Genomic DNA, 26,692 nt, shown 5'->3' on the forward strand with positions numbered 1-26,692 from the left:
AACGGCATGCCAGCGACAGCCGAAGCCGACAGCAAGCCTGCCCGGATCCGGCGGCCCTGGTCGACCTCCGGCTGGTTGCTGCTGGTCACGGTGTTGGTGTTCGGCTTCGGCCTGATCGCGTCGCGGCCCGCCTCGCCGCCGGACCAGGGACCACCGACGGGTGACATCCTCGCCGCGCAGAACGCCGTCGACGCGCTGGTGCGGCCGGGCCCGGTCGAGAACGTCATCGCCGAACTGCCCGCCGACTTCACCTCCGTCAGCGGGATCACCCCGGGCGTGATGACGGCGCGGGACGGCACCGTGCGCGCCGTCCACACCGACGGCGGCTGCTCGGCGCCCTGGGGCGACGACAACACCAAATGGGACTACGCGATCCCCTGCAAGGCCCACGACCTGGGCTACGACATCCTCCGCTACGCCGAACGCAAGGGGCATCCGCTCGGCCAGGAGGCCAGGGCCTCGCTCGACGACCGGCTCTCGACCGACATGCACAACGCCTGCGTCCTCAACCCGATGGACTCGCGCGACACCTGCGACGTCGTCGCCTCCCTCTACACCGCCGGTCTCGTGCTCAACTCCTGGCACCAGCGCTGGGGACCGCCGGTCGGCGACCCGCTCGGCCCGATGATCGTCGGGGTGCTGGTGATCGGCGCGCTGCTGGTGTTCCGTCTCCGCGGCTGGGCCCGCGTCCGCCGGACCGCCGTCACGCTCCCCCGCGAACCGCGGCCGCTAATCCCGGTCGGCCGCTGGGCGTTGCTCGGGGTCGCCGGTGTCGTGCTGATGCTGCTCGGCGAATCCGCCGTCGCGCTCGCGCACTGGGCGGGCGCCCCGGAGCGGTCGTTGTGGCCGTTCACCTGGCTCGCCCAGCTCTGTCCGGTGATCTTCTTCGCGGTGGGCCGGATCAACGAGGCGGGCTGGCGGTCGATCCGCGCGAGCGGCGGCCGGTATCCGCAGTACCTCGCCGACCGCGCGAGCCCGCTCCTGCGCCCGGCGCTGATCTTCGCCGTCGTCGCGCTGGTCGTCCCGCTCGCGCTGGAGGTGCTGGGGATCCCGACGGGCACGAACGCCACCGTCATGCGGATAGCGCTGCACCCGCTCTGGCTGCTCGGCGTCTTCCTGCTGACCGTGGTCCTCGCGCCGGCGCTGCTGGCCCTGTACCGACGGACGCGCATCGCCTCCGTCGCCGGGCTGCTGGCCTTGACCCTGGCGAGCGAGGCCGCGGCGCAGTGGTCCGGCTCGGCCGTCCCGCGCTACGCCGAGACGTTGTTCCTCGCCCTGTTCGTCCAGCAACTGGCGTTCGCCCACGCCGACGGCGTCCGCCCGCCGCGGGGTGTCCTCCTGGTGACGGCGTTCACCGGCGCCGCCGGGCTGGGCCTCGCTGTCGTCGCCCGCGGCGAGGGGCCGATGCTGCTCGGCGGTCCCGGCGCCCCGGCCGCGTTGTCGGGCCCGCCGTGGGGCGTGCTGCTGCTCGGCCTGATCCAGCTCGCGCTCCTCGGCCTGGTGGCACGGCCACTGGCCCGGCTCGGCTCGCGTCGCGTGGTCGCCGCCACCGCTCGCCTGGTCCTGCGCGCCCCGATGAGCCTCTACCTCGGTTTCCTGTCCGCGATGCTGTTGCTCGTGGCCGTCGTCTACCTCCCGGGCCCGTTCGTGGACGGGCTCAGCTGGCTGGCCAAGCCGAGGGTCCTGCTCGCGCTCGCGCTGCTGGCCGTGCCCGCCGTGCTTGTCTTCTGGTGGTTCGAGCGTCATTCGGGACCGCAGCAGCGGGCCGTCGACGAGCCGGGCCTGCGCGCCGCGGTGTTCTGCCGCGCGGCGGCGACGGTCGGGATGGCGTACGCGATGCTCGGCGTGTTCGGGTTCGCGCTGACCCGCTTCGGCGGTGCCTCGGCCGACGCCGACCTCCTCGGGCTCCGGTTCGGGCCGGTCCAGAGCCTGGTCAACCTGCTTCTCGGGGTGTACCTGCTGCACACCGTGCGGAACGGCACCAGCCGGATGACCGGGACCTGGCTGGTGTGTGCGGTCGCGTGCGCGCCGCCCCTGATGGGTGCCCTCGACGGCAAGCACGTCAGCGCCGCCTCGGTCGCGCTGCCGGTCGCGACGATCGTCGTCGCGATGCTGGCGGCCGCCGCCACGCTGGTCCCGGCCCGCGCGGCCCGGCGCGTACTGCCCTGATCCAGGCGGCGCTGACCAGGCATTCTCCGTACTCTTGACGGGAAACCGGTGGTGCATGACACATCTTCGGGGGGATGTGTAATCCTGCGACAACCCGCAACAGGCACCATGCGTCCCTTGAGCAGACCGTCGACCGGTAACGAACAGAAGGAGCAGACCGCGTGGAGTACCCGCCTCGGAATGGGCAAGGGGATCGACGTCCCGCCCGGCCGCGGCAGGACGCGCCCGGACGCGTGCCTTCCCGCCCGGCCGCGCCCCGTGGCGCCCGCCCGGCGCCCGCGGGCCCTCCGCCCCGGCGCCCGGAACAGCGGCGTGCCCCGCGACGGTCGTTCCGCGGGCCCAAGGTCGCGCTGGGCCTCGTCTCGCTGCTGATCATGGGCCTGACCGGCTATGCCTGGGCCGCGATGGACGGCCTGACCTTCGCGAACGTCGGCATCGGCGCCGACGAGGGCGACAAGCCCGCCGACGGCGCCCGCGACATCCTGCTCGTCGGCCTCGACAGCCGCACGGACGCGCAGGGCAACCCGCTGTCCAAGGAGGTCCTCGCCCAGCTGCGCGCCGGACAGGCCGACGGCGAGCTGAACACCGACTCGCTGATCTTCGTGCACATCCCGAACGACGGGTCCAAAGCCGTCGCGATCTCGCTGCCGCGTGACTCCTACGTCGACATTCCCGGCGGCTTCGGCAGGCACAAGATCAACTCGGCGTATGCCCGGGCGATGCTCGACGAGCGCAAGAAGCAGCAGGAGAACGGCGTCTCCGACCCGAAGGAACTCGACCAGAAGGCCAACGAGGCCGGAGCGAAGACCCTGATCAAGACGGTCGAGCAGCTGACCGGTTCGACCATCGACAACTACGCCGCCATCAACCTGCTGGGCTTCAGCGAGATCACCCAGGCCATCGGCGGGGTCGACGTCTGCCTCAACGACGACGTCGACGACCAGTTCTCCGGCGCGAAGTTCACCAAGGGCCCGCACACCATCTCCGGCGTGGAGGCGCTCGGCTTCGTCCGGCAGCGCCACGGGCTGCTGCGCGGCGACCTCGACCGTGTCGTCCGGCAGCAGGTGTTCATGGCCGGGATGGCACGAAAGGTGCTCTCGGCGGGCACGCTCACGAACCCGGGCAGGCTCAACGACCTGATCGCGGCCATCAAGAAGTCGGTCGTGCTCAACCAGAATTGGGACGTCTTCGGTTTCGCGCAGCAGATGAAGGGCCTCACCGGCGGACAGCTCGAGTTCCGGACGATCCCGGTCGTCAACATCGAGTACAAGACCCCGAACGACGGCGTCGCGATCCAGGTCGACCCGAAACAGGTCAAGGACTTCGTCCAGGGGCTCGCGGGCCCGCAGCCCGGTGAGAAGCCGGCGCCGCCCGCCGAGTCGCCCAACAAGGCGACCACGGTCGACGTCCGCAACTCCACGACCCGGGACGGGCTGGCCTCGGCGGTGCTGAAGCAGCTCACCGACAAGGGCTTCACCGCGGGCGACACGGCCACCGCGAGCGCGCGCAAGAAGACGGTGGTCTGGGTCGCCAAGGGCCAGAAGGCTGCGGGCCAGGCTGTCGCGGACGAGCTCGGCGGCAACCCGACCGTCCAAGAGGACAAGAGCGTCGAGGCCGGGCACGTGATGGTGTTCCTCGGCTCGGACTTCAAGACGCCGAGCGGCGCGGAGGGCTCCGGCTCCTCGCAGAAGGCCGCCGGTTCGTCGGCCGCGGCCCCGCCGCCCGAGCAGTCCGACGAGCAGCCGATCACCGCCGAAGGTGTCCCCTGCGTCAACTGACGCCCTCGAAACACCCGCTTTCTTCACCCGTTCGGCCTATCAGGTCAAAATCGGTATGAAAAGCACCCCCGAAACCGCGTAAGAGCGGGCGACCTGCCGACTTTCATACACGTGAGTGCGCTCGTGCCGCCTTTTGTCACAGGGGGCGAGCCGGTGGAAGAGGGGTCGGGGAGAGTGCTGATCGACGCTGAGAGCTATCAGCGGATACTCGGAGACGAGCTCCGCAAGCTCCGCCGTAAACGTGGCTGGACACGCAAGGAACTGAACCAGCATCTGCAGAGCGAGATCTCGCTCCAGACGCTGGCCACCTACGAGCTGGGCACCCGGCACTGTTCGGTGGTGCGGCTGGTCGAGCTGTGCGTGGCGATGGACGAGCTGCCACAGGACCTGCTGGCCAAGGTGCATCGCCGGGTGTTCGTGGACGAACCGGGCCGGGTCCGGATAGACCTGCGCCTGGTGATCAAGGACGACCAGGAAGAACTGTTCCCGCTGCGACGGTGGGCGGACGACCGGCTCAAACGGTCGGGCGACAACGGTTCCGCCGAAGTCCACCTCGACTTCGCGGCGCTGGAGCGGATGGCCGAACTCTGCGGCATCCCCACCGTCGATCTCATCGGAAGGCTTCGCCGGCTCAACCCCTCATGAGCGCGGCATCCCCAGGTCCGTGAAGGCCATGCCCCCCATCTTGGCTTTCACGGACCCTCCCCACTTCGCGGCTTCAGCCGAGGAGTTCGTAGTCCTCGCGCCGCACCTTGCGGGTGTCCAGCCAGTACCGCCAAGTGAAGCCCGGCCAGATCGTGCGGTTGACGCCCTTCGCGTCCAGGTACCAGCTCTTGCAGCCGCCCTGGGTCCAGATGCCCTTGGCGAGTTTGCGCTGGATCTCGCCGTTGAACCGCTCCTGCGCCTCCGGCCGCGGGTCGAGCGCCTTGCCGCGCGCGAGCCGCAGCGCCTGCGCGACGTAGGAGATCTGCGCTTCGATCATGAACACCACGGAGTTGTGCCCCAGCCCGGTGTTCGGGCCGAGCAGGAAGAACAGGTTCGGGAACCCGGACACCGTGATGCCCTGATAGGTCCGCATGCCCTCGGCCGCCCACTCCTTGCCGAGGTTGCGCCCGTCCCGGCCGATGATCTCCAAGTCGTCGAAGGCGTCCGTGACGTGGAAGCCGGTGCCGTAGATGATCGCGTCGACCTCGTGCTCGACGCCGGCGCCGTCGACGACGCTGTGCTCGCGGACCTCTTTCACGCCCTCGGTGACGACGTCGACGTTGTCCCGCGCGAGCGCCGGGTAGTAGTCGTTGGAGACCAGGACGCGCTTGCAGCCCATGGTGTAGGCCGGCGTCAGTTTCCGGCGCAGTTCGGGATCTTTGACGCCCTTGGAGATGTTGCGCCGCGCGATGCGCTGGCCGATCTTCATCACCCACGGCTGCCCGTTGAAGCCGATCGCGCGGGCTTCGAGGCCCCAGTAGAGAACGTTGCGGAAGGCGCGCTGCAGCAGCGGGATCGAGCTGAACGTCTTCTGCAGCGCCTGCGGCATTTCGCGGTCCGGCTTCGGCATGATCCACGGCGGTGTCCGCTGGAAGAGCGTCAGTTCGGCGACGTCCGGCGCGATCCGCGGCACGAACTGGATCGCGCTCGCGCCGGTGCCGACCACAGCGACCCGCTTGCCGTCGAGGTCGTAGTCGTGCTCCCACCGCGCGGAGTGGAACGCCCGGCCCTTGAAGCGCTCGATGCCGGGCAGCTTCGGGATCTGCGGCAGGTGCAGCGCGCCGACCCCGGCGACCAGCGCGGGCGCGACGAACTCCTCGCCCGACTTCGACGCGACGTGCCAGCGGTTCTCGTCGGCGTCCCAGCGGGCACCGGTCATCTCCTGGCCGAAGCGGATGAAGCGGTGGAGGTCGTACTTCGCGGCGACGTCGCGCATGTAGCGCCAGATCTCGGGCTGCGGCGAGTACGCCCGGGACCAGCCGGGGTTCTGCTCGAACGAGAACGAGTACATGTGCGAGGGGATGTCGCAGGCGCAGCCGGGGTAGGTGTTGTCCCGCCAGGTGCCGCCCACGTCGTCGGCCTTCTCCAGGATGACGAAGTCCTCGCGGCCCTCTTTCCGCAGCTGGATGGCCATGCCCAACCCGGAGAAGCCGGTTCCGACGATGACGACACCGGTCTCGGTGCGGTTGCCCATGACCCGACCTCTCACTCGTTTACCTGTTACCGAGAGTTCACCTTACTCGAAGTAGGTTACCTTCGGTAGAGTGTTGTGGTGACGACGGCGAAGCGCAAACGCATGCCACGAGCAGAGCGAATGCGGCAAATGATCGAGATCGCTGAAGAGGTCTTCGCCGAACGCGGCTACGGCTCGGCGTCGATGGACGACATCGCGGAGCGCGTCGGGGTCTCCAAGCCGATGCTCTACGAGTACTTCAACTCGAAAGAGGGACTGCTGCTGGCCTGCATCCAGCAGTCGCGGGCGGCACTGCGCGAGGTCACCGAACGGGCGACCGTCGGCTCGACCTCCGCCGAGGACGCGCTGCGGCGCGGACTGCTCGCCTTCTTCGTCTTCATCCGGGAACGACGGCAGGCCTGGTCACTGCTCCGCCACGAGATGGCGCTGATCGGCACCGGCGCCGCCGACGAGATCGAGCAGACCCGGCGCCAGCAGACCGATCTGATCGCCGCCCTGATGAGCGACTACTTCGACGCGGGTGACGACCTCCGCGCCGAGGCGTCCGCGGAGTTCGTCGTCGGCGCGTGCGAACGGCTCGCGATCTGGTGCGAGCGGCACGAGGACGTCAGCCCCGAACTGGCGACCGAATACGCGATGGATGTCCTCTGGTCAGGCCTGTCCGCGAGGGCCCGCTGAAACGACCGTGAAGATGCGCGTGCATTAGGCCATTCGGTCGTCACTCAGAGCACATTGCCGCCAGTGTCTTGTGACACAGAGTTGTCCTACTGTATCGATGACACTGTAGAAACTCTGATGGACCGTCACGGCCTCGGTCAGGAGGGGGCGCCACCACCCGAAAGTGGCGTCATGACGAGGGCGTGGCGAGGTCCACAGAGTGACGCATGCTCGCGAGGAGAGGGGTGAGGCGGATGACCGAACCGATCACCGCGTCGTACGTCCAGGAGGACGACGACTGGAAGGTCACTGTCAGCGGTACCGGCAAGGAGTTGACCGGTCGCGCGCCGGGCATCATCGCGGCCAGGGACCGCGCCGACCAGCTGGTCGAAAAACTGTCCCCGCCGGAGCGGTCGACCGTGGTGCACCTGCTCAACGGCAGTGCGCTCGAGTTCACCGCCGCCTACATGACGGCGAGGCTGACGCTCCCGGAGATCGCGCCGCTCGAGGTTCCGCCCCCGGCGAACGGCAAGGCCAAGGAGAAGATCCCGGCCAAGCCTCCGGTTCCCCAGGGCAAGGAACTCCCGAAGGTCGTCGACGAGGCGAAACCCGAGGAGAAGGCCGAGCCGGCCAAGACACCCGCCAAGGCGGCCCAGACCTCCTGAAGCTACTTCAGGAGCTTGCGGATCAGCAGGACGCCGATCAGCACCGCCCCGCCGATGAGCGGGTACTTCACCTTGGGGTCGTCCAGCTTGGCGCGCAGACCGGACTTCGCGGAATCCACCAGCTTCGCGGGGTTCGCCTTCGTGCCCAGCTGGTCGAGAGTCGCGACCAGCGCGTTCCTGGCCTGCTCGATCTCACGCTCGATGGTCTCGGGATCGCGAGCCACGTGTCCTCCTCGCCGCGACGGACTTGCTGGAAGCCCACGTTAGAGGACACCACCCCCTCGGGCGGCACCGGCCACGCCGAGAAACGCCGAACGTGTCGCACGCTACGCTTTCAGGGCAGTACTGGGGGCCCGTAGCCCAATTGGCAGAGGCACACGGTTTAGGTCCGTGCCAGTGAGAGTTCGAGTCTCTCCGGGCCCACAGGGTTCACCGGTCACGTCCCCGATCCGGCGATGCGGTAGCCCACGCCGGGCAGCGTGGTGATGACAGCGGGCTCGCCGAGTTTGCGGCGCAGCCTGCCGACGGTCACGGTGACGGTGTTCGTGAACGGGTTGGCGTTTTCGTCCCAGACCTGTTCGAGCAGCTTCTCCGCGCTGAGGTAGACCGGACCGGCGCGCAGGAGGGCTTCCAAGAGCGCGAACTCCTTGGTCGAGAGGTCGAGCAGCCTGCCGTCGCGGGTGACCGTGCGGCTCGCCGGGTCGAGTTCGATGCCTGCCCCGCGCAAGGTGCGGGCGCGGGCCGTGGGGCGCCGTCGCCCCAGTGCCCGGACCCGCAGGACGAGTTCGGGGAAGTGGAAGGGCTTCGCGAGATAGTCGTCGGCCCCCAGGGTGAGGCCGCTGACCCGGTCCCCTGGCGAACCCGCCGCTGTCAGCATGAGCACCATCGCGCGTTCCTCTCGCCCGGTGATCATCCGGCAGAGGGTGTCCCCGTGGATTCCGGGCAGGTCGCGGTCGAGCACGACGACGTCGTAGGCGGTGCCGTCGAGTTTGGCGGCGGCGGCGACGCCGTCGTAGGCGATGTCGACGGCCATGCCCTGGTCACGGAGCCCCTCGGCCAGCACGTCCGCCAGCGCCCGGGCGTCTTCTACCACCAGGATCCTCATGCCGGGGTGCCTGGCAGCGAGATGATGACGTCCAGCCCGCCCGCCGGTCGCGCGCGCAGCCGGACGTGGCCGCCGTGGGCCTCGGTGATGGCCGCGACGATCGACAGGCCGAGGCCGGAGCCGTGCTCCGAACCGGTCCTGTCGGCGGCGAGTCGCCGGAACGGCTGGGTGAGGCCGTCGACGTGTTCCTGGGCGAAAAGCGCGCCGCCCGTCTCCACGACGAGCGCGACGGCGCCGGACTCCTCTTTCGTCGCGACCCGGATCCAGCCACCGGTGCGGTTGTGCGTGATCGCGTTGTCGATGAGGTTGTCCACCACGCGGGCCAGCAAAGTGGGGCTGCCCAGGGTCCGCGCGGTCTCCAGCAGGTCCCCGTCGTCGACGGTCAGGCACTTGCCCGCGATGTCGGCGGCGCGCGTCGTCAGAGCCGTGGAAACCAGGTGACGCAGGGAGACCGGCACTTCGTCGTCGAGCACGCCGTGCTGTGCCCGGGCGAGGACGAGCAGGCCTTCCAGGAGACTGTCGACCTGGTCCAACTCGGTGCGGAACCGGTCGGCGAGGGTGATCGTCTGGGCCGAGGGCCGGGGTTTCGCCACGGCCACGTCCAGCGACGCCCGCATCGTCGCCAACGGAGTGCGCAACTCGTGCGAAGCGTTGGCCACGAACCGGCGCTGTGCCGCGAAGGATGCCTCCAACCGCTCCAGCAAGTCGTCGATGGTGTCCGCGAGCTCTTTGACCTCGTCGGACGGCCCCGGCACGGCCAGCCGCTCGTACAGGTTCTCGGCGGAGATCTGCCGGGTGGCGCCGGTGATGGTCCGCAGCGGGCGCAGGACCCGGCCGGCGACGATCCTGCCCAGCACCACCGAAACCACCACCATCACGGCGAGCGCGATCAGCGAACCCGCCAGCAGCTGGCGTGACCGCGCCGCCTCCAGGTCCGAAAGCTGGTCCTGCAGTCCGTGGATGACCTGCTGCGCGGCGGCGAGACTGGTCTGCTCCGTGCCCGGAGACCGCGCCGGCACGGTCTCGGTCAACTGATTCCCAGCGAGCAGGTTGGTCAGTACCAGCAGAACGATGCCGGACGCGAGGAACAGCCCGGCGTAAAGGAGAGTGAACCTCAGCCGCACTGGCCGCGTCAGACGCCGTAGCTTGCCGTCCATGGGCCCAGGATGCCGCACCGGACCTAACAGCGGTATGACAGCGACGGTTCGGACGGTGTTAGGCCCCGGCCCGTAGAACCGGCGGCGTGCCTTCACTCACCAGAACTTCCGCCGTGGCCCTACGCCAGGAATGGCGCGCCTTCCGCAGCCGAGGCCGGATCGCCGCGCTGGCCGTCGCGATGGTCGTCGTGATCCTGTTCGGGCTGCTCTTCGCGTTCGGCAACCGCTCGACCTGCAGCCAGGAGACGGTCGAAGTCGCCTGTCCCGCCGACCCGCGGGGACCGCTGGGCGAAGCGGTGAGCGACACGTTCTACTTCGGACACCGGTCGCTGACCGGCGACGGCGGCATCACCGTCCGGATGACCTCGATGACCGGCACCATCACCTATCCGCCGCCGGACCACGACGAGATCGTGCCCGGTCTCGTGCCGTGGGCGAAAACGGGCATCATGATCAAGGACGGTGTCACGCAGGGCTCTTCCTACGCGGCGCTCATGCTCACCGGCGGCAACGGTGCGCGGATGCAGTCCGACTATGTCCACGACACGGCAGGCAGCCCCGGCGGAGTGTCGCCGCAGGCACCGCGCTGGCTCCGGCTGACTCGCTCCGGCGACACCGTCACCGGCTACGAGTCACCCGACGGCGTCCGCTGGACGCAGGTCGGCACGGCCGTCCTCACCGGCGTCGCCAAGACAGTCCAAATAGGGCTGTTCGCCACTTCGCCCGGCGACCTGACGCTCAAGCCCACCGGCCTCGGCGGGAGCTCCTCGGAAGTCCGCTTCACCCAAGCCTCCGCCACCTTCGACAACGTCACCCTGACCGGCCTCGCCGAGGCAGGCTGGCGCGCCGACGCGGTGGGCGAAATGGGCGGCACCGAATGGGAGCGCAAGCATCAGCCGCCGGGACTCGTCACGGCGGACGGCACGTTCACTGTGACTGGCTCCGGCGACATCGGGCCGATCGGCACCGCCCCGGGCTTCGACGTCACGGACACCCTGATCGGCCTGGTGTTCGGCCTCGTCATCGTGATCGTCGTGGCGGCGCGGTTCAGGCGGCCAGGCGTCGAGGTGTCGGCGGCGCGATCCGTCGTCCTCGGTGGCGCGACCTTCATGACCGGGCTCGCCATGGCGGGCGTGGCACTCCCTGTCGGTGTGGCGTTCATGCGCGCCAACGGTGGCACCGTCCGTCCGATGTCCACACTCGAAGAACTGGGGATCATCGTCGGCGTCGCCGGGCTGATCGCCTTCGCCGCCCTTTTCACACTCGCCCTCGGCGCACTGTTCCGGCGTGCCTGGGCGGCGAGCCTCGTGGCGATCGCCGCGATCGTGATCCCGTATGTCCTGACGGCGTTTCCGCTCTTGCCCGACACCCTGGCCGACTGGCTGCTGAGCCTGACCCCGGCCGCGGGATTCGCTGTCCTGCAGGCGAAACAGGAATACCCACAGGTGGTCGCCCACTACTCGCCGTCCGAGGGGTACTTCCCGCTGCCGGGATGGGCGGGGCTCGCCGTTCTGGGTGGCTACGCCGCTGTTTTGCTGGCTTTTGCCTTTTTTCGGCAACGCCGGCTGCCGGGTTAGTGCCGCCACGCCTTGATGAGGTCGTCCGGGTCGTGGGCGGCTGCCAGCCGGAAACCCGACCACAAGCCAGATCCGAAGGAGCGAACCCAGCGCTGGACGGGTGCAGCTCCGGTTCGTTGCCGTTTCGCGGCAACGAGCTGTCGACCGAAAAGAGCGCATAGGCGTCGGCCACGTCCTCGTTGGACGCCCGTGTCGCAGCGTCTGATCCGCACGTCAGCCTTTTCTCTTTCGCAGGCGGCCTGCCGGCCATGCTCGACTCCCGGCCACCGTGAGCCCGTCTCGCACCACGTCGCGCAGGACGACCTCGTCGTAGGCACGGTCGACGAGTTCGGCTTCGGTGAACTCCAGAGGACGAGCCGTCCGAGCTGGCGGCGATGGAACCAGCCCCCGGCGAGATCGTCTGGTCGACGCTGTTCCCGTCGGCAGTGGCGAGCGCGATCCTCGAACTCGACGCGGGTGCCTTCCCCAAGTACATGAAGGCCCCCTTCATTGCGCTAGGCGCAATGAAGGGGGCCTTCATGTACCGCAAGGTGACCAGGGTGCCGCGCCGTAGTGGGACGCGTTGGTCGTGAGTGGTGAGTGCCGTTAGAACGACACTCACCACTCACGAGAGCCGAGGATCAGCGCGAACGGTCGTAGACCAGCGCCATCTCCCCCGACTCCCCGACCTCCTGATAAGCCAGCGTCCACTTCGACGCGGGCAGCCCGTCGACGAACAGCCGCTGCCCGCCACCGGTGATCTCGGGGCAGATCATCAGGTACAGCCGGTCGATCAGGTCGTCCGCGAGCAGCGCCTTGATGACGCTGGCGCTGCTGTTGACCAGGATGTCGCCGTCCCCGTTCGCCTTGAGGTCGGCGATGACGTCGGCGACGGGGGCGTTCACGACGCGGGCACGATCCCAGGGCGCTTCGGTCAGGGTCGTGGAGAAGACCACCTTTTCGGCGTCCACCAGCCACTTCGCGTAGGCACGGTCACGGGGGTCGGCGTTCTCGTCGGCGGCGATGGTCGGCCAGAAGCCCAGGAATCCCTCGGCGTTCAGTCTGCCGAGGACGGCGGTGGTCGCGGTTTCGTGGATGCGAGCGAGGTGGGCGCGGGCGACGTCGGAGGTGGCGTAGGAGACGATCGCGCCCATGTCGCCCGGACCGCCGGGGCCGCTGTAGTGGCCGTCGAGGGTGAGGCTGATGTTCGCGGTAACGCGGCGGGAAGTCATGTCGTTCAGTCCTTTTCCTGGGTGAGTCGGGCTTCTAGGTTGTCGAGCACCTGGCCCCAGCCGGTTTCGATCCCGGCGATGAAAGGCACGGCCTCGACGGTGGTTTCGGTGATGCGCAGGTCGAGCCGGAGCCGGGTCCCGCCCGGCGCCTCGGTGAAATTCAGGTCGTAATGACCGGTGAAGAAGTTCTCCCCCTTGGCATCCAGCACCGAGAGGTCGAACTCGAGGTGTTCGCGTTCGGTCGCGGCGCGGACCTGGCCGGCGGAGCGGTATCGCCCTTCCGCATCGCGGTAGTCGAGAACAGCACGCCCGGCGGGCCACGGCTCGATGACGCAATCGGTGACGGCCATCGACGGCGGCGCCCACCAGGACGCGAGCAGCGCGGGTTCGGTCCAGTGCCGCCAGACGTCGTCCCGCGACGCGGCCAGCAGGCGGTCGAACGAGAACGTCCGCCCGTCCGCCCATCGGTCCTGGTTTGCGTCCGCGGAGTCGGCGCCGATCGCGGCCTGATAGCGCGTGAGGACATCTCGCTCGCCCTCGTTCGCCTCGACGGTCGTGATCAGCTCCCGCAGCCGGTCTTCGAAGTCCTTCAGCGGGCCCGCCTCGATCGCGTAGACGCGACGCTGCCCGAGCGGGAAGACCGTCACGAGACCGACGCGGGCGAGGGTCTGGAGGTGTTTGGTCGTCTGCGGCTGCCGCAGGCCGGTCAGCTCGGCGAGCTCACCGACGGACCGGGGCCGCTCGGCGAGAAGCTCGACGATGCGCCACCTCGCTCCGTCTCCCAGTGCTGCTGCGATCTGCTCCATGCCGAGAAGTATTCACTCAGCAGAATATTCTTGTCAAGGAATATCTTGGGCTTGGAACTCCAGCAGGCTGCGCTGCTCGGTCAGCGTGGTGACGGAGTCGAAGACCAGCCCGTGCGCGGCGGCGAGCTCGCGGAGCTCGTCGAGACGTCGCTCGCGGCCGCCGTAGAGCACGAGCATGACCAGGTCCCATTCGGTTTGGGCCCCGAGATCGCCGACCGCCTCGACGACGAGGACGCGACCTCCCGGGCGAGCCGCCTCGGCGCAGCGGGCCAGGATGCGATGGGCGTGCTCGTCGTCCCAGTCGTGGAGGATGTCGGACAGCAGGTAGGCGTCCGCGCCCCTCGGGAGCGGGTCGAAGAAGCTGCCCGCGGTCACTTCGGTCCGATCTTCGAGCCCGTGATCGCGCAGTTCCTTCTCGGCGGCGGCCGCGGTGGGCGCGAGATCGACGAGATGGCCGCGCACCGAAGGATTCGCCGTCAGGATCGCGGCGAGCAGGCTGCCATGACCGCCGCCGACGTCGACGATCGTGCCGAAGCGCGACCAGTCGAAACCGGAGACGAGCCCCGGCACCTGCGTCAGGAACCGCTGCGTCATCTGCCGGTCGAACGTCTCCCGAAGGTGGGGATGCTCGGCGAGATCGGCCCAGAAATCCTGGCCGTAGCGGCGAATGTAGCCCGCCTCGCCGGTGGCGATGCTGTGCGCGAGTTCGACGAACGCCAGTTCGCCCCGCCCGCCGGCGGCCTTCATGTCCAGGAGTCCGGCCAAGCCGTTTCCGGCGTCGGCGCGGAGGTTCGCCCCGTAGGCAGTGGTGCGATAGCGGGTCGAGGTCCGTTCGAGGACACCGAGGGTGGTGAGGTGCCCCAGCAGCAGGTCGAGCGGGAGCGGGGATTGGCCGAGTTCCGCCGCCAGTTCCGCGGCGGTCGCGCCGTCGCCGGTCAGCCGGTCCGGTAACCCGAGGGTGACCGCGACCCGCAGCGCCATCGGCGTCGCGAGCCCGGCCAGCCGGAGGAGATCGTTTCTGTCGTTGTCTTGGTTCGCCACGAAGATTCACTGTGGCAGCGCGGTCAAGCGAAAATCTCGCGCACCTCGGCGATCAGGCGATCGATTTCGTCCTCGGTGTTGTAGCCGTGCGGCGAGATCCGGAGCCCGCCGGACCGCGCCGAGCAGGCGATCCCGCGCGCCTTGAGCCGTTCCGCCAGCAACGGGATCGGCATCCCGCCGACCTGGACGGACACGATTCCCGAGCGCTGCCCGGCCTCGCTGTCGGACAGCACTTTCGCACCGATTCCGGCAAGCCCTTCGCGTGCGCGTTCGCAGAGACCGTCCACATGCGACCAGATCTCTTCGATTCCCGCGGACAGCAGCAGGTCGATCGACGCGCCGAGGGCGGCGATCCCGGCGACGTTCGGCATACCGCCTTCCAGCCGCCGGGCCGTCGCGTCGGGCACGTAGGCAGGGTTGTCCCAGTCTTCTCGATGGACGACCGAGTTCCAGCCCGGCTCCAGCGGCCGCAGCAAGTCCAAACAGGACTCCCGCACGTAAAGCACGCCGCAGCCTTGGGGACCCAGCAGCCATTTGTGCCCGTCGGCCATCGCGAAGTCGACTCCCCATTCCGCCAGCCGCGCCGGAATCGCCCCGAGCCCCTGGATGACGTCGACACAGAACAGCGCCCCGGCGTCCCGGCACACCCGGCTCAGCGCGGCGAGGTCCAACCGCCTGCCACGGCCGAACTGGACCCAGCTGGTCACCACGAGCTTGGGTGGCGGGCCAGCGGCGATCACCTCGGCGAAGGCCTCGGTGGTGAGAGGTCCGCTCACGCGGTCCACCACCACACCGCGATCGGCGAGCGCGAGCCACGGATACCGCGTGGACGGGAACTCGCCGTCAGGGATGACGACGCGATCACCGGGTGCCCACTCCAGCCCGTTCGCGACGAAACCGAGGCCGGTGGTGGTGTTCTTCACGAAGGCGACATCACGCGACGGGACCCCCATCAGCGTCGCCGCCGACTCGCGGGCCCGTTCGATCGCCGCACTGTGCGCGGCGTAGGTGAACTCACCGTCCAGCGACACCTCGACGGCTTGCCGGTACATGGCCTCCACCGAGGACGTCGGCAGCGGGCAGATCCCGGCGTGGTTGAGATAGGCCCAGCGGTTCACGGCGGGGAACTGCTCGCGCGGCAGCGGAGTCATCGGACCCTCCTTAAGTGAACACCGTGTCCACTTCAACGAAGCTAGTCGACAACCAGTCACTGTGTCCACTTACGGCGTCAGCGTCCGCCCGGTGAGGCTCCCGTTCTCCACCGCCTCGACGTAGCTCCGCGCGACGTCCGCCGCCGGGGTGCCGCCGCCCGGTTCGCCGAGCGCGGCGAGCGTTTCGCTCACCCAGCCGGGACTGACGGCGTTGACGCGGAGGCCGCGTGGCAGTTCGCGGGCCGCCGCGGCGACGAAGGCTTCGAGCCCGACGTTGGTCAGGACTCCGAACGCGCTGCCGCGCAACGTCTCAGGGATCCGGCCTGCCGTCACCGTGACCGAACCGTCGTCCGGCAGATGCGGGATCGCGTGCCGCACCAGGAACACCTGCCCGAGCAGTTTCCCTTGCAGGCCTTGGACGAACTCTTCGTCGGTGCCGCCGTCGACCGGGACCAGCGAGCCGCTCCCCGCGCAGCACACGACGTGCTCGATCCCGGGTTCGGCGGCGAAGACGGCGTCGAGCGTGGCGGGCTGCTCGACGTCCACCTTGACCTCGCCGGAGCGGGAGGCGGGGAGCACGGTGTGCCCGCGCGCGGTGAGCGCTTCGCAGACCGCGGCCCCGATCGTCCCGGTGGCACCGACCACGAAGATCTTCATCGGCGTTCTTCCTTTCAAGGTCGGGTGAAGGGTTCTGTTTCGTAAGCCTGGTGCAGCGACGCGACGAAGGACGGCGCCTCCGGCAGGGGCGTCGCGCCGATCCGGCGCACCGCGATCCCCGGCGTCCACGAATTCATGACCACCGCACCAGCGAGCCCCGGCAGATCCGCGAGCGTGACCTCCTGGACCCGTTGCGGCACACCGAGTGCCCCCAGCCGTCGCCGCACGATGCCCATCGTGGTTCCCCTCAGCAGTCCGGCGTCCGGCCACACCACCGTATCGCCGTCCCAGAAGGCGAGGTTCCAGATCGTCGCCTCACTGAACCTGCCCTGACGGTCGACGAACGCCGCGTCGTCGAAGCCCTCCAGAACGGCCTGCCGCCGGAAGTACGACTTCGCCATCTCGCCGGTGTGCTTGATGGCGGGGAGGACGCGTTCGTGTTCGACCGCCGTCAGCGCCAGCGGCCCCGCCGGACCGGCCGCCGGTGGCCGGGTGCGCACCAGGACTTCGAGGTCACCCGGCAGGTGGATCGTCACGGTCATGGACACGTCGGTGGGGCAGGACTCCAACGCTTTGCGCAGGTAGGAGCGGATCCGATCGTCGGGCAGAGCGGCTCCGAACAGCTCCGTCGAGGCTGTCCGGAGCCGGTCCAGATGCAGGTCGAGACCGCGAATCAGGCCGTTTCGCACCTGTATGGCGGTGAAGTGAGCGAAGCCCGCGAAGGCGAGCGGCGCCAGGTCTTCGGCGGTCGCGGTCTCGCCGTTTCGCTGGGCGACGTGAGAACTCATGCCCGCACCGTAAACCGGCCGGTCTCCGGCGTGATGCCGGGAACGGACTTCAGCTCGCCCAGGAGCATCGAGCTGACGGCGACCGGATAGTCGTCGAGTGCGTACACCGTCCCGGCGAGCTTCACGCGGACAGGCGTGTCCCCCTTGTGCGCCAGCAAAGTCCGCTTCAGTTCCAGGACCGCTTCCTCGGTCAGCCGCTCGGCGATCGCGTGCAAGGTCAGCGGCGGTTCCTCGTCCCCCGCCGTGGACAGATCGAGCGACACCAGGCCGCCGCCGAACACGGACATCTTGTCCTCCCGCCAGTTCACCCGGCCGCTGACGCGGACGGCGTTGTCCTCGGCCAGATCCGCCACGAACAGTGCGTACGCCTTGGGAAAGAACAGCACTTCGAGCGCGGCGTCCAGATCCTCGATCGTGCAGATGGCCCACGGCTCACCCTTCTTGTTCACCCGCCGCTCCATGGACGTGATGAGCCCGGCGACGACCAGCTCCCCCTCCCGAGGCGGATTGTCGAGGATCGCCGCGATCGGCCGGGGCGCGTGCCTGCGCAGGACACGTTCCGCCCCGTCGAGCGGATGCGCGGAGACGTACAGCCCGAGCATTTCCCGTTCGTAGGTGAGCAATTCCTTGCGCGGCCACTCCTCGACGCCGAACCTGAGGTGGGCGAGCGGCGAGGTGTCGTCCTGGTTCTCCTCGTCCGCGCCGAAGAGATCGAACTGCCCCATCGCCTGCTTGCGTTTCAGCGGCACCACGGCGTCCACCGCGTCCTCGTGCACCCGCAGGATCGAGAGCCGCGTATGTCCGAGCGAGTCGAAAGCGCCCGCTTTGGCCAGTGACTCGAGGACACGTTTGTTGCAGGCCACCAGTTCCGACTTGCCGAGGAAATCGGTGAACGACGCGCACTTCCCCTTTTCCCGCCGTGTCGTGATGATCGAGTCGACGACGTTCGCGCCGACGTTACGCACCGCGCCGAGGCCGAACCGGATAGCGTCCCCCACCGCCGAGAACCGGAGCCCCGATTCGTTGACGTCCGGCGGCAGCACCTTGATCCCCAGCCGGCGGCACTCCGAAAGGTAGACCGCCGACTTGTCCTTGTTGTCCCCCACCGAAGTCAGCAGGCCCGCCATGTACTCCGCCGGGTAATTCGCCTTCAGGTACGCGGTCCAGTAGCCGACGAGGCCATAGCCGGCCGCGTGGGATTTGTTGAACGCGTAGCCGGCGAACGGGAGGATCGCGTCCCAGAGGGCTTGCACGGCCGCGTGGGAGAACCCGTTGGCGATCATGCCGTCCCGGAAGCCCTCGAACTCCTCCTCCAGTACTTCTTTTTTCTTCTTGCCCATCGCTTTGCGCAGTACGTCGGCTCGGCCCATGGAGTAGCCCGCGACGTCGCGCGCGATCTGCATGATCTGTTCCTGGTAGACGATCAGGCCGTGGGTCTCGGCCAGGATCTCGCGCAGCGGCTCGGCCAGTTCGGGATGGATCGACTCGATCGGCTGCCTGCGGTTCTTGCGGTCCGCGTAGTTGTTGTGCGTGTTCATCGCGATGGGACCGGGCCGGTACAGCGCGTTAACCGCGATGATGTCGCCGAACCCGGTCGGCCCCATCCGGCGCAGCAGATCCCGCATCGCACCGCCGTCGAGCTGGAAGACGCCGAGACTGTCGCCGCGCGCCAGCAGTTCGTAGGTCGCCGGATCGTCGACGCCGAGCGTGTCGAGGTCGATGTCCTCGCCGCGGTTGTCCTTGATGTTGTCGAGAGCGTCGCCGATGACGGTGAGGTTGCGCAGACCGAGGAAGTCCATCTTCAGCAGGCCGATGGCCTCGCACGACGGGTAGTCCCAGCCGGTGATGACCGCGCCGTCGTCCCGCCGCCACAAGGGGATCGCGTCGAGCAGCGGCTCGCTCGACATGATGACGGCACAGGCGTGCACCCCCGCGTTGCGGATCAGTCCTTCGAGTCCGCGAGCGGTCTCGAAGATCTTGGCCGCCTCGCCGTCGCCTTCCAGGAGCGTGCGGACCTCGGCGGCTTCGGCGTAGCGCTCGTGACCCGGCTCGACGATCCCGGCGAGCGGGATGTCCTTCGCCGCGACAGGCGGCGGGAGCGCCTTGGAGATCCGTTCCGCGATGGCGTATCCGCTCTGTCCATAGTGGACGCGCGCGGAATCCTTGATAGCCGCCTTGGTCTTGATGGTGCCGAAGGTGATCACCTGCGCGACGTGTTCGGCGCCGTACTTGTCGGTGGCGTAGCGGATCATCTCGCCGCGGCGGCGGTCGTCGAAGTCCATGTCGATGTCCGGCATGGAGACCCGTTCGGGGTTGAGGAATCGTTCGAACAGCAGGCCGAGGTCGATCGGATCGAGGTTGGTGATGCCGAGCGCGTACGCGACGAGCGAGCCCGCCGCCGAACCGCGGCCGGGCCCGACCCGGATGCCGACGCGGCGAGCGTGGTTCATCAGGTCGGCGGTGATCAGGAAGTACGCCGGGAAGCCCTTTTCGGCGATCACACCGATCTCGAAGTCGGCACGCGTGAGGTAAGCGTCGGGGACGCCGTCCGGCAACCGGCGGCGGAGCCCGGCCGAGACTTCCTCACGCAGCCAGGACTCTTCGTCGTGTCCTTCCGGGACCTCGAAGACCGGCATGCGGTCGAGGTGCCGGTAGACCTCGTCGTAGGGCTCGATCCGTTCGGCGATGAGCAGGGTGGCATCCGCCGCGCCCGGGACCTCGGCGTCCCAGTACCGGCGCATCTCCTCCGCGGACTTGAGGTAGTAGCCGTCGCCGTCGAACTTGAACCGGCCGGGATCGTCGAGGGTCTTGCCGGACTGGACGCACAGCAGTGCGGAGTGCGCCTCCGACTGGTCCTGGGTGACGTAATGCGAATCGTTGGTGGCCAAGGGTTTCAGGTCGAGTCTGCGGCCGAGGTCCAGCAGCCCTTCGCGCACGGACCGCTCGATCGGGAGACCGTGGTCCATCAGTTCCAGGAAGAAGTCGTCCGCGCCGAAGATGTCGCGGTAGTCCGAGGCCGCCTGGACAGCCTCGTCCGGCTGGCCGAGCCGGAGCCTGGTCTGCACCTCGCCGGACGGGCAGCCGGTGGTGGCGATGATGCCTTCGTGGTGCCGGGCGAGGAGTTCGCGGTCCATCCGGGGTTTGCGGTAGTACCCCTCCAGGCTGGCCGAGGAGGACAGCCGGAACAGGTTCCGCAGCCCTGTCGCGTTCTCCGCGAGCATGGTCATATGCGTGTAGGCGCCGCCGCCGGAGACGTCGCCGCCGTCGCCGCGCCGTCCCCAGAAGACCGGTTTCCTGTGGAAACGTGACTCGGGCGCGAGGTAGGCCTCGATGCCGATCACCGGTTTGAGCCCGGCCCGGACGGACTGGCGGTAGAACTCGTCCGCGCCGTACATGTTCCCGTGGTCGGTCATGCCCACCGCGGCCATGCCGAGCCGCTGGGCCTCGGCGAACAGCGGCGCGATCTTGGCCGCGCCGTCGAGCATCGAGTACTCGGTATGAACGTGCAGGTGCACGAAGGAGTCCACCGGCCACTCCCCACAGTTGTACGATCCGGTCCGACGGGGGCGATTGGACCCAAGGCACGTAGGTGCTGTCCAACAAGCGACACGCGGGCCGCGACAACCATCAGTTGTAAAGGGAGCACAATGGAGCTGGACCTGGGCGCGGTGCGCGCGTTCGTCGCGGTGGCCGAGGACCGGTACTTCAGCGAGGCCGCGATCCGGCTGGAGGTGAGCCAGCAGGCGATCTCCAAGAGGGTCGCCAAGCTGGAGGCCGATCTCGGCGTGCGGCTGCTGTCGCGGACACGCGGCGGGGCCGAGCCGACCGAAGACGGCGAGGAGTTCCTCGTCCACGCCCGCGCGCTGATCAGCCTCGCGGACCAGGCCGTCGAACGTCTTCAGGGCAGGCGCCATCCCCTGCGCGTCGACGTCCTCGGCACGCGGCTGGCGACCATGGAGGTGATCCGGGCGTTTCACGCCGACCACGACGACGAGCTGGAACTCGTCACTCCCGGCCTGGGCGCGGCGCGCCGGGCCATGCTGCCGGAGTCGGTCGACGCCGCCTTCGCCCGCGTCAGCACCGTGACGGACCCCGGGATCGGCCGTACGCCCGCCTACCTGGAGCCGGCGAACCTGCTGGTCGGACGGCGGCACCCGCTCGCGCGGCGGCGGCGGGTCGTGATGGCGGAACTAGCCGGGCTGACGGCCTGGATGCCCTACAACGCGCGGGCCAGCGAATGGGCCGAGTTCTGGCAGGAACTGTGCCCGGCGTTCGGCATCCTCGTCGACACCGACGGCCCGAACTTCGGGCTCGAACACCACATCGAGGTACTCAGCCAGTCGAAGGACCGGCTGGGCTTCGTCGGCGCGAAAATGCACGTGCCCTGGCATCCGGACGTCGTCCAGATCCCGCTCGTCGACCCGACACCGGTGTACCCGTTCTCGCTGCTGTGGCGGCACGAGAACCGGCACCCCACGCTGCCGCTGCTGATCGAGCACGTCCGGTCCGGCTACCGGCCTTTCGACCCGGAGCGGCAGTGGCTCCCGGTGGCGGACCGGGACGCCATGACCCGTGTGCACGATGCGCGAAGGGCCGCCGGTACGGAAAAGTGAAGCCATGGGCGAGGGGCTGATCGGCGCGCGGGTGACCCGGCAGGAAGACGTCCGGCTGCTCACCGGCCGGGCGCAGTACATCGACGACGTCCGGCTGCCCGGGATGCTCGAGGCCGCCGTCCTGCGCAGTCCTCATCCCCACGCGCGGATCGTGCGCGTCGACACCACCGCGGCGGAGGCCCATCCCGGCGTGTTCGCCGTGGTCACCGGTGAGGACGTGCGGGCCGCCACGATGGCGCCGCAGCCGGTGATCTGGTCGAATCTGCCGGATATGCGGGTGCCCGAGTCCCACGCGCTGGCCGTGGACAAGGTCCGGTATCCCGGCCAAGGCGTCGCTGCCGTCGCGGCGAAGGACCGGGCGACCGCCGAAGACGCGCTGGAACTGATCGAGGTCGAGTACGAAGAACTCCCGGCCGCCAGTTCACTCGAACAGGCGCTGGCGGACGACGCCCCGAAGCTCTACGAAGACTGGCCGAGCAATATCGCCGGCACCGGGACCATCCCGATGGGCGACGTCGGCGCCGTGTTCGCCGAGGCCGACGTCGTGCTCACCGAGTCGTTCCGCTTCGCCCGCCAGATGGGCACGCCGATCGAAACGCGCGGTGTGGTGGCGACCTGGGATCCGTTCACCGACCGCCTCGACGTCTGGCTCGCGACGCAAGCGCCCAACCTCGCGCGCGAACTGTTCGGCGAGGTCTTCGGGCTCTCGATGGACCGGATCCGCGTGCGCACCCCCGACGTCGGCGGCGGTTTCGGGAACAAGTTCGACTTCTACGCCGAGGAGGTCGTCGCGGCGATCCTCTCGCGGCGCACCGGGAAACCGGTCAAGCTCATCGAAGACCGCGCGGAGAGCTTCGTCGCCAACGCGCACTCGCGCGAGCAGAAGATCGACGTCGAACTCGCGGCCAAGGACGACGGCACGATCACCGGTCTGCGGGCCACGGTGTACGGCGTCCTCGGCGGGGTGCTCGGGACCGTCGGCCCCAGTCCGTGCTGGACGACGACGGCGCTGCTGACAGGGCCGTACGCGATCCCGAACGTGGAACTGACCCTTGTCGCCGTGATGACGAACCGGTCACCGTACGGGTCTTTCCGCGGTTACGGGCTGCCGAAGGCGAACTTCGTGCACGAACATCTGGTGGAGCAGCTGGCGAAACGGCTCGGCATGGACGCGCACGCGGTGCGGCACAAGAACTTCATCCCGCCGGAAGCGTTTCCGTACCAGAGCCCGGTGTTCGTGTACGACAGCGGCCGCTACGCGGACTGCCTGGATCTTTGCCTGAAGGCCGTCGAGGACGCGGGCTGGGCCGAACGCCGCGGAAATGGTGTCGGCATCGGATATTCGTTCCACAACGAACTGACCGGGTTCGGGCCGAGCCGGATCATCAACCTCTCCGGTTTGGGGCATTCCGGCTTCGACGAGGAGGTCGTGCGGGTCGACTCGACCGGGCACGTGACCGTCCACACCGGACTTTCCGCGATCGGGCAGGGCATCCACACGACACTCGCGCAGGTGGCCGCGCACACGCTCGGCGTCCCGCTCGACCACGTCACCGTCATTTCCGGCGACACCGAAAGCTGCCCGTATACCGGCTACGGCACGGCGGCGAGCCGCGGGGCGGCCGTCGGCGGCGCGGCGGTGCTGAACGCGTCGACCCGGCTGCGGGCGAAGATCCTGCGGGTGGCCGGTCACATCCTGGAGGTCTCCCCCGACGATCTGTCCCTTGAGGACGGTGTCGTTTCGGTGAAGGGCGTACCGGGCAAGGAGGTCACGCTGGCCGCGATCGGCGACGCGGCATACCGGCGGCTGAACGGTGTCTGGCCCGAAGACGAGACGCCGACGCTGGAAGAGCGAGAGGTCTACGACCCGGTCAACGTCGCGACGTCGTTCGGCTGCACCGCCGTCCTCGCCGAAGTCGACGAGGAGACCGGCGTGGTGACGCTGCTGGACTACCTGATCGCGCACGACTGCGGCACCGTCATCAACCCGACGATCGTGGACGGGCAGCTGCACGGCGGCGCGGCTCAGGCCATCGGCGGAGCGCTGTACGAGGAATTGGTCTACGGCGCCGACGGGCGGATGGAGACCACTTCGTTCACCGGGTACCTGCTGCCGACCGCGACCGAGATCCCGCCGTTCTCCGTGTCCCATATGGCCACGCCCGCCGAGCACGTTCCCGGCGGGTTCAAGGGGATGGGGGAAGCGGGCGTGATCGGCGGCGGCGCGGCGATCGCGCACGCGGTCGAAGACGCGCTGCGCGAATACGGCGTCGACATCACGTCGCTGCCGATCACGCCGCCCCGGCTGCTGGCCGCGATGAAGCGGGGAGCACGCCGGTGAAAGCCGCTCCGTTCGAGTACTTCCGAGCTTCGTCGCTCGCCGACGCCATCGAAGCGCTGAGCACGCCGGGCGCGCGGGCGCTGGCGGGCGGGCAGAGCCTGGTGCCGCTGCTGAACCTGCGTCAGGCCCGGCCGTCGCTGGTGGTCGACATCAACCGCGTCGACGAGCTTTCCTTCCTGCGCAGGGAGAACGGACGGCTGGAGATCGGCGCGCTCACCCGGCACCGCTTTGCCGAGACGTCCACTGTCGTGCGGTCCGAGGCCCCGTTGCTCGCCGAGGCGCTCGGTTTCGTGGGGCACGTGGCCATCCGGAACCGGGGCACGATCGGCGGCAGCCTCGCGCACGCCGACCCCGCCGCGGAACTGCCCGCCGTGATGGTCGCGCTCGACGCCGAATTCGCCTTGCGCGGGCCGGAAGGCGAACGGCTCGTCGCCGCACGGGACTTCTTCCTCGGCCCGCAGCGCACTGCGCTGGCCCCCGGCGAACTGCTGACCCGGATCTCGGTGCCACGGCATCGAGGCGGCTGGGCGGTCGAGGAACTGAGCCGCCGAAGCCGCGACCTCGCACTGGTCGCCGTCTTCGCCACCGTGACGATGTCCGGCGGCACCTGCGAAACCGCGCGGATCGCCGTCGCGGGCGCGGGCCCCACGCCGATCCGGGCCGCCGCGGCCGAAGAGTCGCTCGCCGGCGCCCCCCTGACGGACGACGCGATCGCTCTCGCCGCGGAACTCGTCGCGACGGCGACCGATCCGCCCGAGGACCTCCATGCCCCCGCCGACTACCGGCGTGAGATGGCCGCCGTCCTCACCTGGCGCGCGATCGCGCGTGCGAAGGAGCGCGCATGATCACGGTCACCGTGACGGTGAACGGACGGACCTATCGCGCCGAGTGTGAACCACGGCGGACGCTGGCCGACTTCCTGCGCCACGACCTGGGTTTCACCGGGGTGCACGTCGGCTGCGAACACGGCGTCTGCGGCTCGTGCACGATCACCCTCGACGGCGCGAGCGCGCGTTCGTGCTGTCTGCTGGCGGCCCAGGTGGACGGTTCGGAGATCGTCACCGTGGAGGGGCTGGCTTCCGATGGCCGGCTGCACCCCCTGCAGGAGTCGTTCCGGAAGCACCACGGGCTGCAGTGCGGTTTCTGCACGCCCGGGATGCTGGCGACGGCGGCGGAGCTGCTGAAGGAGAACCCGGACCCGACGGACGCCGAGATCCGGCAGGGGATCTCGGGGAACCTGTGCCGGTGCACGGGCTACCAGTTCATCGTGGACGCCATCCGGGACGCGGCCCCTGGCCGCTGAAAGGTCACCACTGGTCGTCGATGCGCCACAGGCAGGTCCGGAACTCCGGGGTGAGCCGCGCGGGCAACGCGAGCAGAACACCTTCGAGCATTTCCCTCGCCACCCACGGATCGCCGCAGCACTCCCAGACTCCGCATCCCTCGCTGTCGACCCTGAGCCGTCGATACGGGTTCGCGGTGAATTCCCGCCAGAGGCGCAGCGCGGTCCGGGTCGCGCCGGGGCCGAGGTAGCCGCGAGCGCGTTCGAGGCGAGCGATCCAGGCGGCGAGCGCGGGCGAAAAGTCACGCTGGTCATGGAGTTCGGCCGGTCGTCGAAGCCGAAGCCCTCGCCGGACCTGTGCGGGCGCTCTACGCGGCATTGCCCTTTCGGAGGTTCGTCACCCGGTCATCGTGCCACAACTCGAAGGCCTGCTTCCCTACTTTGAAGGTAGGGAAGCAGGCCTTCACGGACCTCGGGGATCAGCCGACGATGTCGATTTCGAACTCCATGTTCGAGCTGTACTCGTAGTCGGCCCACACCGCGCCCGGCAGGGCGTACCGCCGGTGCGAAACCGTCTTCGGATTGAATCCGGGCGTCTGCAAGGGATTCCCGCCGACACCGACCTTGTCGCTGCCCCAGGCGTAGATGTTGCCCTGCCACACGGGCGCGTCGGTGACCCCGTCACCGTCGACTCGCGGGCGGACGACGATCGCGGCCGTCTCGCTGCCGGAGAGCAGCAGCCGCACGGATGTGGTGGCCGAACTGGCCGGAATTGTCCTGCGTTCCATGAGTTCTGTCGTCGCCTTCTGTTTCGGGGCGGCGCCGCCGCCGGTCAAGTGGGCGTTCGTGTAGGACTCGTTGAGGTCGACACTGCTCGCGCGAACACCGGAGACCTGGCCGGAGTCCGTGAACTGGTGGATGTCGTAGCGGCCCGCGGCCGGATCGGGTTTGGCGCCGTAGCGCGCGATCCAGATGACCAGGTCCGGCACGCCGAACTGATCCGGGCGCAGCATCCTGGCGTGCGCGTTGTTCATGTAGACACCGGGGCGGAAGCCGTGTCCCGCCACGCGGTTGCAGAATCTGATCGCGAAGTCGCGCTTGCGTCCGTCTGGGATGTTCGGTGTACCCGAACCGGGAGGGTTGTCCTCGATGTCGAGCATCGGGACGCAACCTGTCGCCCCGAGCCGCCGGACCTCCCCGATCAGCACGTCGGCCTGCGCCTCCGGCGAAGGGCTCACCTGGGCGAAGTGATACCCGCCCACCGGAATCCCCACCGATCTCGCGCCTGCCACCAGCGCGTCGCCGGTGTTGCGGCCGCCGTTCGGCAGACCACCACCGTCGGTGAGCTTGACGAAGACGAACGTCACCCCATGGTCTTCGACGGCTTGCCAATTGGTAACGGTCTGAAAGCGGCTGTAGATATCTATTCCCAGCGCCATCGCTACAGCCTGACGGGTGAACCCGTTGGACAAAAGGGCCTAGTGGGCGATTACAGGTACACCCGATTCGCCCTTT

The 26,692-nt window shown here is 68.9% G+C and carries 24 protein-coding genes and 1 tRNA gene; 12 read left to right on the forward strand and 13 right to left on the reverse strand.

Going from position 1 to position 26,692, the window contains the following annotated elements; genetic code table 11:
* Positions 1–6 precede the first annotated feature (6 nt).
* The 3 genes from ACZ6YV_RS06745 to ACZ6YV_RS06755 all read left to right on the forward strand — a co-directional run bounded on the left by ACZ6YV_RS06745 (position 7) and on the right by ACZ6YV_RS06755 (position 4,592).
* Complete coding sequence (locus ACZ6YV_RS06745; RefSeq protein ID WP_465508712.1) at positions 7–2,169, forward strand: phospholipase A2; 2,163 nt, start codon at positions 7–9, stop codon at positions 2,167–2,169.
* Positions 2,170–2,330: 161 nt separating this feature from the next.
* Entirely contained in the window at positions 2,331–3,947 is a 1,617-nt protein-coding gene (locus ACZ6YV_RS06750) for an LCP family protein (RefSeq protein ID WP_465508713.1), read from the forward strand.
* A 174-nt stretch (positions 3,948–4,121) separates the two neighbouring features.
* The gene (locus tag ACZ6YV_RS06755; RefSeq protein WP_465508714.1) at positions 4,122–4,592 is read left to right on the forward strand and encodes a helix-turn-helix transcriptional regulator; all 471 of its coding nucleotides are present in this window, start codon (positions 4,122–4,124) and stop codon (positions 4,590–4,592) included.
* A 73-nt stretch (positions 4,593–4,665) separates the two neighbouring features.
* On the opposite strand, the gene ACZ6YV_RS06760 is transcribed toward ACZ6YV_RS06755, so the two are convergent.
* Positions 4,666–6,126 carry a flavin-containing monooxygenase gene (locus ACZ6YV_RS06760; RefSeq protein ID WP_465508715.1) on the reverse strand — a complete coding sequence of 487 codons (1,461 nt, stop codon included), beginning with the start codon at positions 6,124–6,126 and terminating at the stop codon, positions 4,666–4,668.
* Between the two features lie 120 nt (positions 6,127–6,246).
* Between ACZ6YV_RS06760 and ACZ6YV_RS06765 the strand changes: the two genes are divergently transcribed.
* Positions 6,247–6,804 carry a TetR/AcrR family transcriptional regulator gene (locus tag ACZ6YV_RS06765; RefSeq protein ID WP_465508716.1) on the forward strand — a complete coding sequence of 186 codons (558 nt, stop codon included), beginning with the start codon at positions 6,247–6,249 and terminating at the stop codon, positions 6,802–6,804.
* 233 nt (positions 6,805–7,037) lie between these two features.
* A complete protein-coding gene (locus tag ACZ6YV_RS06770) occupies positions 7,038–7,448 on the forward strand; it encodes a hypothetical protein (RefSeq protein WP_465508717.1) in 411 nt (136 codons plus the stop codon).
* A gap of 2 nt (positions 7,449–7,450) precedes the next feature.
* On the opposite strand, the gene ACZ6YV_RS06775 is transcribed toward ACZ6YV_RS06770, so the two are convergent.
* On the reverse strand, positions 7,451–7,672 hold the full coding sequence (locus ACZ6YV_RS06775) for a DUF3618 domain-containing protein (protein WP_378243385.1): 222 nt from the start codon (positions 7,670–7,672) through the stop codon (positions 7,451–7,453).
* Positions 7,673–7,797: 125 nt separating this feature from the next.
* Between ACZ6YV_RS06775 and ACZ6YV_RS06780 the strand changes: the two genes are divergently transcribed.
* Positions 7,798–7,871: transfer RNA gene (locus tag ACZ6YV_RS06780), tRNA-Leu, on the forward strand.
* 13 nt (positions 7,872–7,884) lie between these two features.
* Here ACZ6YV_RS06780 and ACZ6YV_RS06785 read toward each other — a convergent pair.
* Together ACZ6YV_RS06785 and ACZ6YV_RS06790 are read right to left on the reverse strand one after the other, a co-directional pair.
* Positions 7,885–8,553, reverse strand: a complete 669-nt coding sequence (locus ACZ6YV_RS06785; protein ID WP_465508718.1) for a response regulator transcription factor — start codon at positions 8,551–8,553, stop codon at positions 7,885–7,887.
* The gene (locus ACZ6YV_RS06790; RefSeq protein ID WP_465508719.1) at positions 8,550–9,710 is read right to left on the reverse strand and encodes a sensor histidine kinase; all 1,161 of its coding nucleotides are present in this window, start codon (positions 9,708–9,710) and stop codon (positions 8,550–8,552) included. Before ACZ6YV_RS06790 ends, ACZ6YV_RS06785 begins: the two co-directional genes overlap by 4 nt.
* 113 nt (positions 9,711–9,823) lie before the next feature.
* On the opposite strand from ACZ6YV_RS06790, the gene ACZ6YV_RS06795 reads away from it, so the two are divergent.
* Positions 9,824–11,287, forward strand: coding sequence for a DUF1349 domain-containing protein (locus tag ACZ6YV_RS06795; protein WP_465508720.1), 1,464 nt, complete (start codon positions 9,824–9,826; stop codon positions 11,285–11,287).
* Between the two features lie 374 nt (positions 11,288–11,661).
* Positions 11,662–11,859, forward strand: coding sequence for a hypothetical protein (locus tag ACZ6YV_RS06800; RefSeq protein ID WP_465508721.1), 198 nt, complete (start codon positions 11,662–11,664; stop codon positions 11,857–11,859).
* A gap of 48 nt (positions 11,860–11,907) precedes the next feature.
* Here ACZ6YV_RS06800 and ACZ6YV_RS06805 read toward each other — a convergent pair whose 3' ends face one another.
* From ACZ6YV_RS06805 to dnaE, 7 genes are all read right to left on the reverse strand, one after another.
* A complete protein-coding gene (locus ACZ6YV_RS06805; protein ID WP_465508722.1) occupies positions 11,908–12,498 on the reverse strand; it encodes a dihydrofolate reductase family protein in 591 nt (196 codons plus the stop codon).
* A 5-nt stretch (positions 12,499–12,503) separates the two neighbouring features.
* The gene (locus tag ACZ6YV_RS06810) at positions 12,504–13,304 is read right to left on the reverse strand and encodes a metalloregulator ArsR/SmtB family transcription factor (RefSeq protein ID WP_465508723.1); all 801 of its coding nucleotides are present in this window, start codon (positions 13,302–13,304) and stop codon (positions 12,504–12,506) included.
* A 33-nt stretch (positions 13,305–13,337) separates the two neighbouring features.
* Positions 13,338–14,345, reverse strand: a complete 1,008-nt coding sequence (locus tag ACZ6YV_RS06815; RefSeq protein ID WP_465508724.1) for a methyltransferase — start codon at positions 14,343–14,345, stop codon at positions 13,338–13,340.
* A 23-nt stretch (positions 14,346–14,368) separates the two neighbouring features.
* Positions 14,369–15,496, reverse strand: a complete 1,128-nt coding sequence (locus ACZ6YV_RS06820; protein WP_465508725.1) for an aminotransferase class V-fold PLP-dependent enzyme — start codon at positions 15,494–15,496, stop codon at positions 14,369–14,371.
* Positions 15,497–15,565: 69 nt separating this feature from the next.
* Positions 15,566–16,153: an SDR family oxidoreductase gene (locus ACZ6YV_RS06825; RefSeq protein WP_465508726.1), complete on the reverse strand. Its 588-nt coding sequence runs from the start codon at positions 16,151–16,153 to the stop codon at positions 15,566–15,568.
* 14 nt (positions 16,154–16,167) lie between these two features.
* Positions 16,168–16,941, reverse strand: coding sequence for an aminotransferase class IV family protein (locus ACZ6YV_RS06830; RefSeq protein ID WP_465508727.1), 774 nt, complete (start codon positions 16,939–16,941; stop codon positions 16,168–16,170).
* The gene (gene dnaE, locus ACZ6YV_RS06835; protein WP_465508728.1) at positions 16,938–20,468 is read right to left on the reverse strand and encodes a DNA polymerase III subunit alpha; all 3,531 of its coding nucleotides are present in this window, start codon (positions 20,466–20,468) and stop codon (positions 16,938–16,940) included. The genes ACZ6YV_RS06830 and dnaE overlap by 4 nt, the downstream gene beginning before the upstream one ends.
* A gap of 120 nt (positions 20,469–20,588) precedes the next feature.
* Here dnaE and ACZ6YV_RS06840 point away from each other — a divergent pair, with 120 nt between their 5' ends.
* From ACZ6YV_RS06840 to ACZ6YV_RS06855, 4 genes are read left to right on the forward strand one after another with little or no spacing between them, the layout of a single operon-like run.
* A complete protein-coding gene (locus ACZ6YV_RS06840) occupies positions 20,589–21,554 on the forward strand; it encodes a LysR family transcriptional regulator (protein ID WP_465508729.1) in 966 nt (321 codons plus the stop codon).
* Between the two features lie 4 nt (positions 21,555–21,558).
* Entirely contained in the window at positions 21,559–23,895 is a 2,337-nt protein-coding gene (locus tag ACZ6YV_RS06845) for a xanthine dehydrogenase family protein molybdopterin-binding subunit (RefSeq protein WP_465508730.1), read from the forward strand.
* Positions 23,892–24,740, forward strand: coding sequence for an FAD binding domain-containing protein (locus tag ACZ6YV_RS06850; RefSeq protein ID WP_465508731.1), 849 nt, complete (start codon positions 23,892–23,894; stop codon positions 24,738–24,740). Before ACZ6YV_RS06845 ends, ACZ6YV_RS06850 begins: the two co-directional genes overlap by 4 nt.
* Positions 24,737–25,198, forward strand: a complete 462-nt coding sequence (locus tag ACZ6YV_RS06855; protein ID WP_465508732.1) for a (2Fe-2S)-binding protein — start codon at positions 24,737–24,739, stop codon at positions 25,196–25,198. Before ACZ6YV_RS06850 ends, ACZ6YV_RS06855 begins: the two co-directional genes overlap by 4 nt.
* A 4-nt stretch (positions 25,199–25,202) precedes the next feature.
* Here the strand turns inward: ACZ6YV_RS06855 and ACZ6YV_RS06860 are convergent, their stop codons facing one another.
* The gene (locus ACZ6YV_RS06860) at positions 25,203–25,556 is read right to left on the reverse strand and encodes a hypothetical protein (RefSeq protein ID WP_465508733.1); all 354 of its coding nucleotides are present in this window, start codon (positions 25,554–25,556) and stop codon (positions 25,203–25,205) included.
* A 100-nt stretch (positions 25,557–25,656) separates the two neighbouring features.
* Positions 25,657–26,616: a glycoside hydrolase family 25 protein gene (locus ACZ6YV_RS06865; protein ID WP_465508734.1), complete on the reverse strand. Its 960-nt coding sequence runs from the start codon at positions 26,614–26,616 to the stop codon at positions 25,657–25,659.
* Positions 26,617–26,692 lie beyond the last annotated feature (76 nt).

The sequence above is a fragment of the Amycolatopsis sp. NPDC102522 genome, from assembly GCF_055584485.1.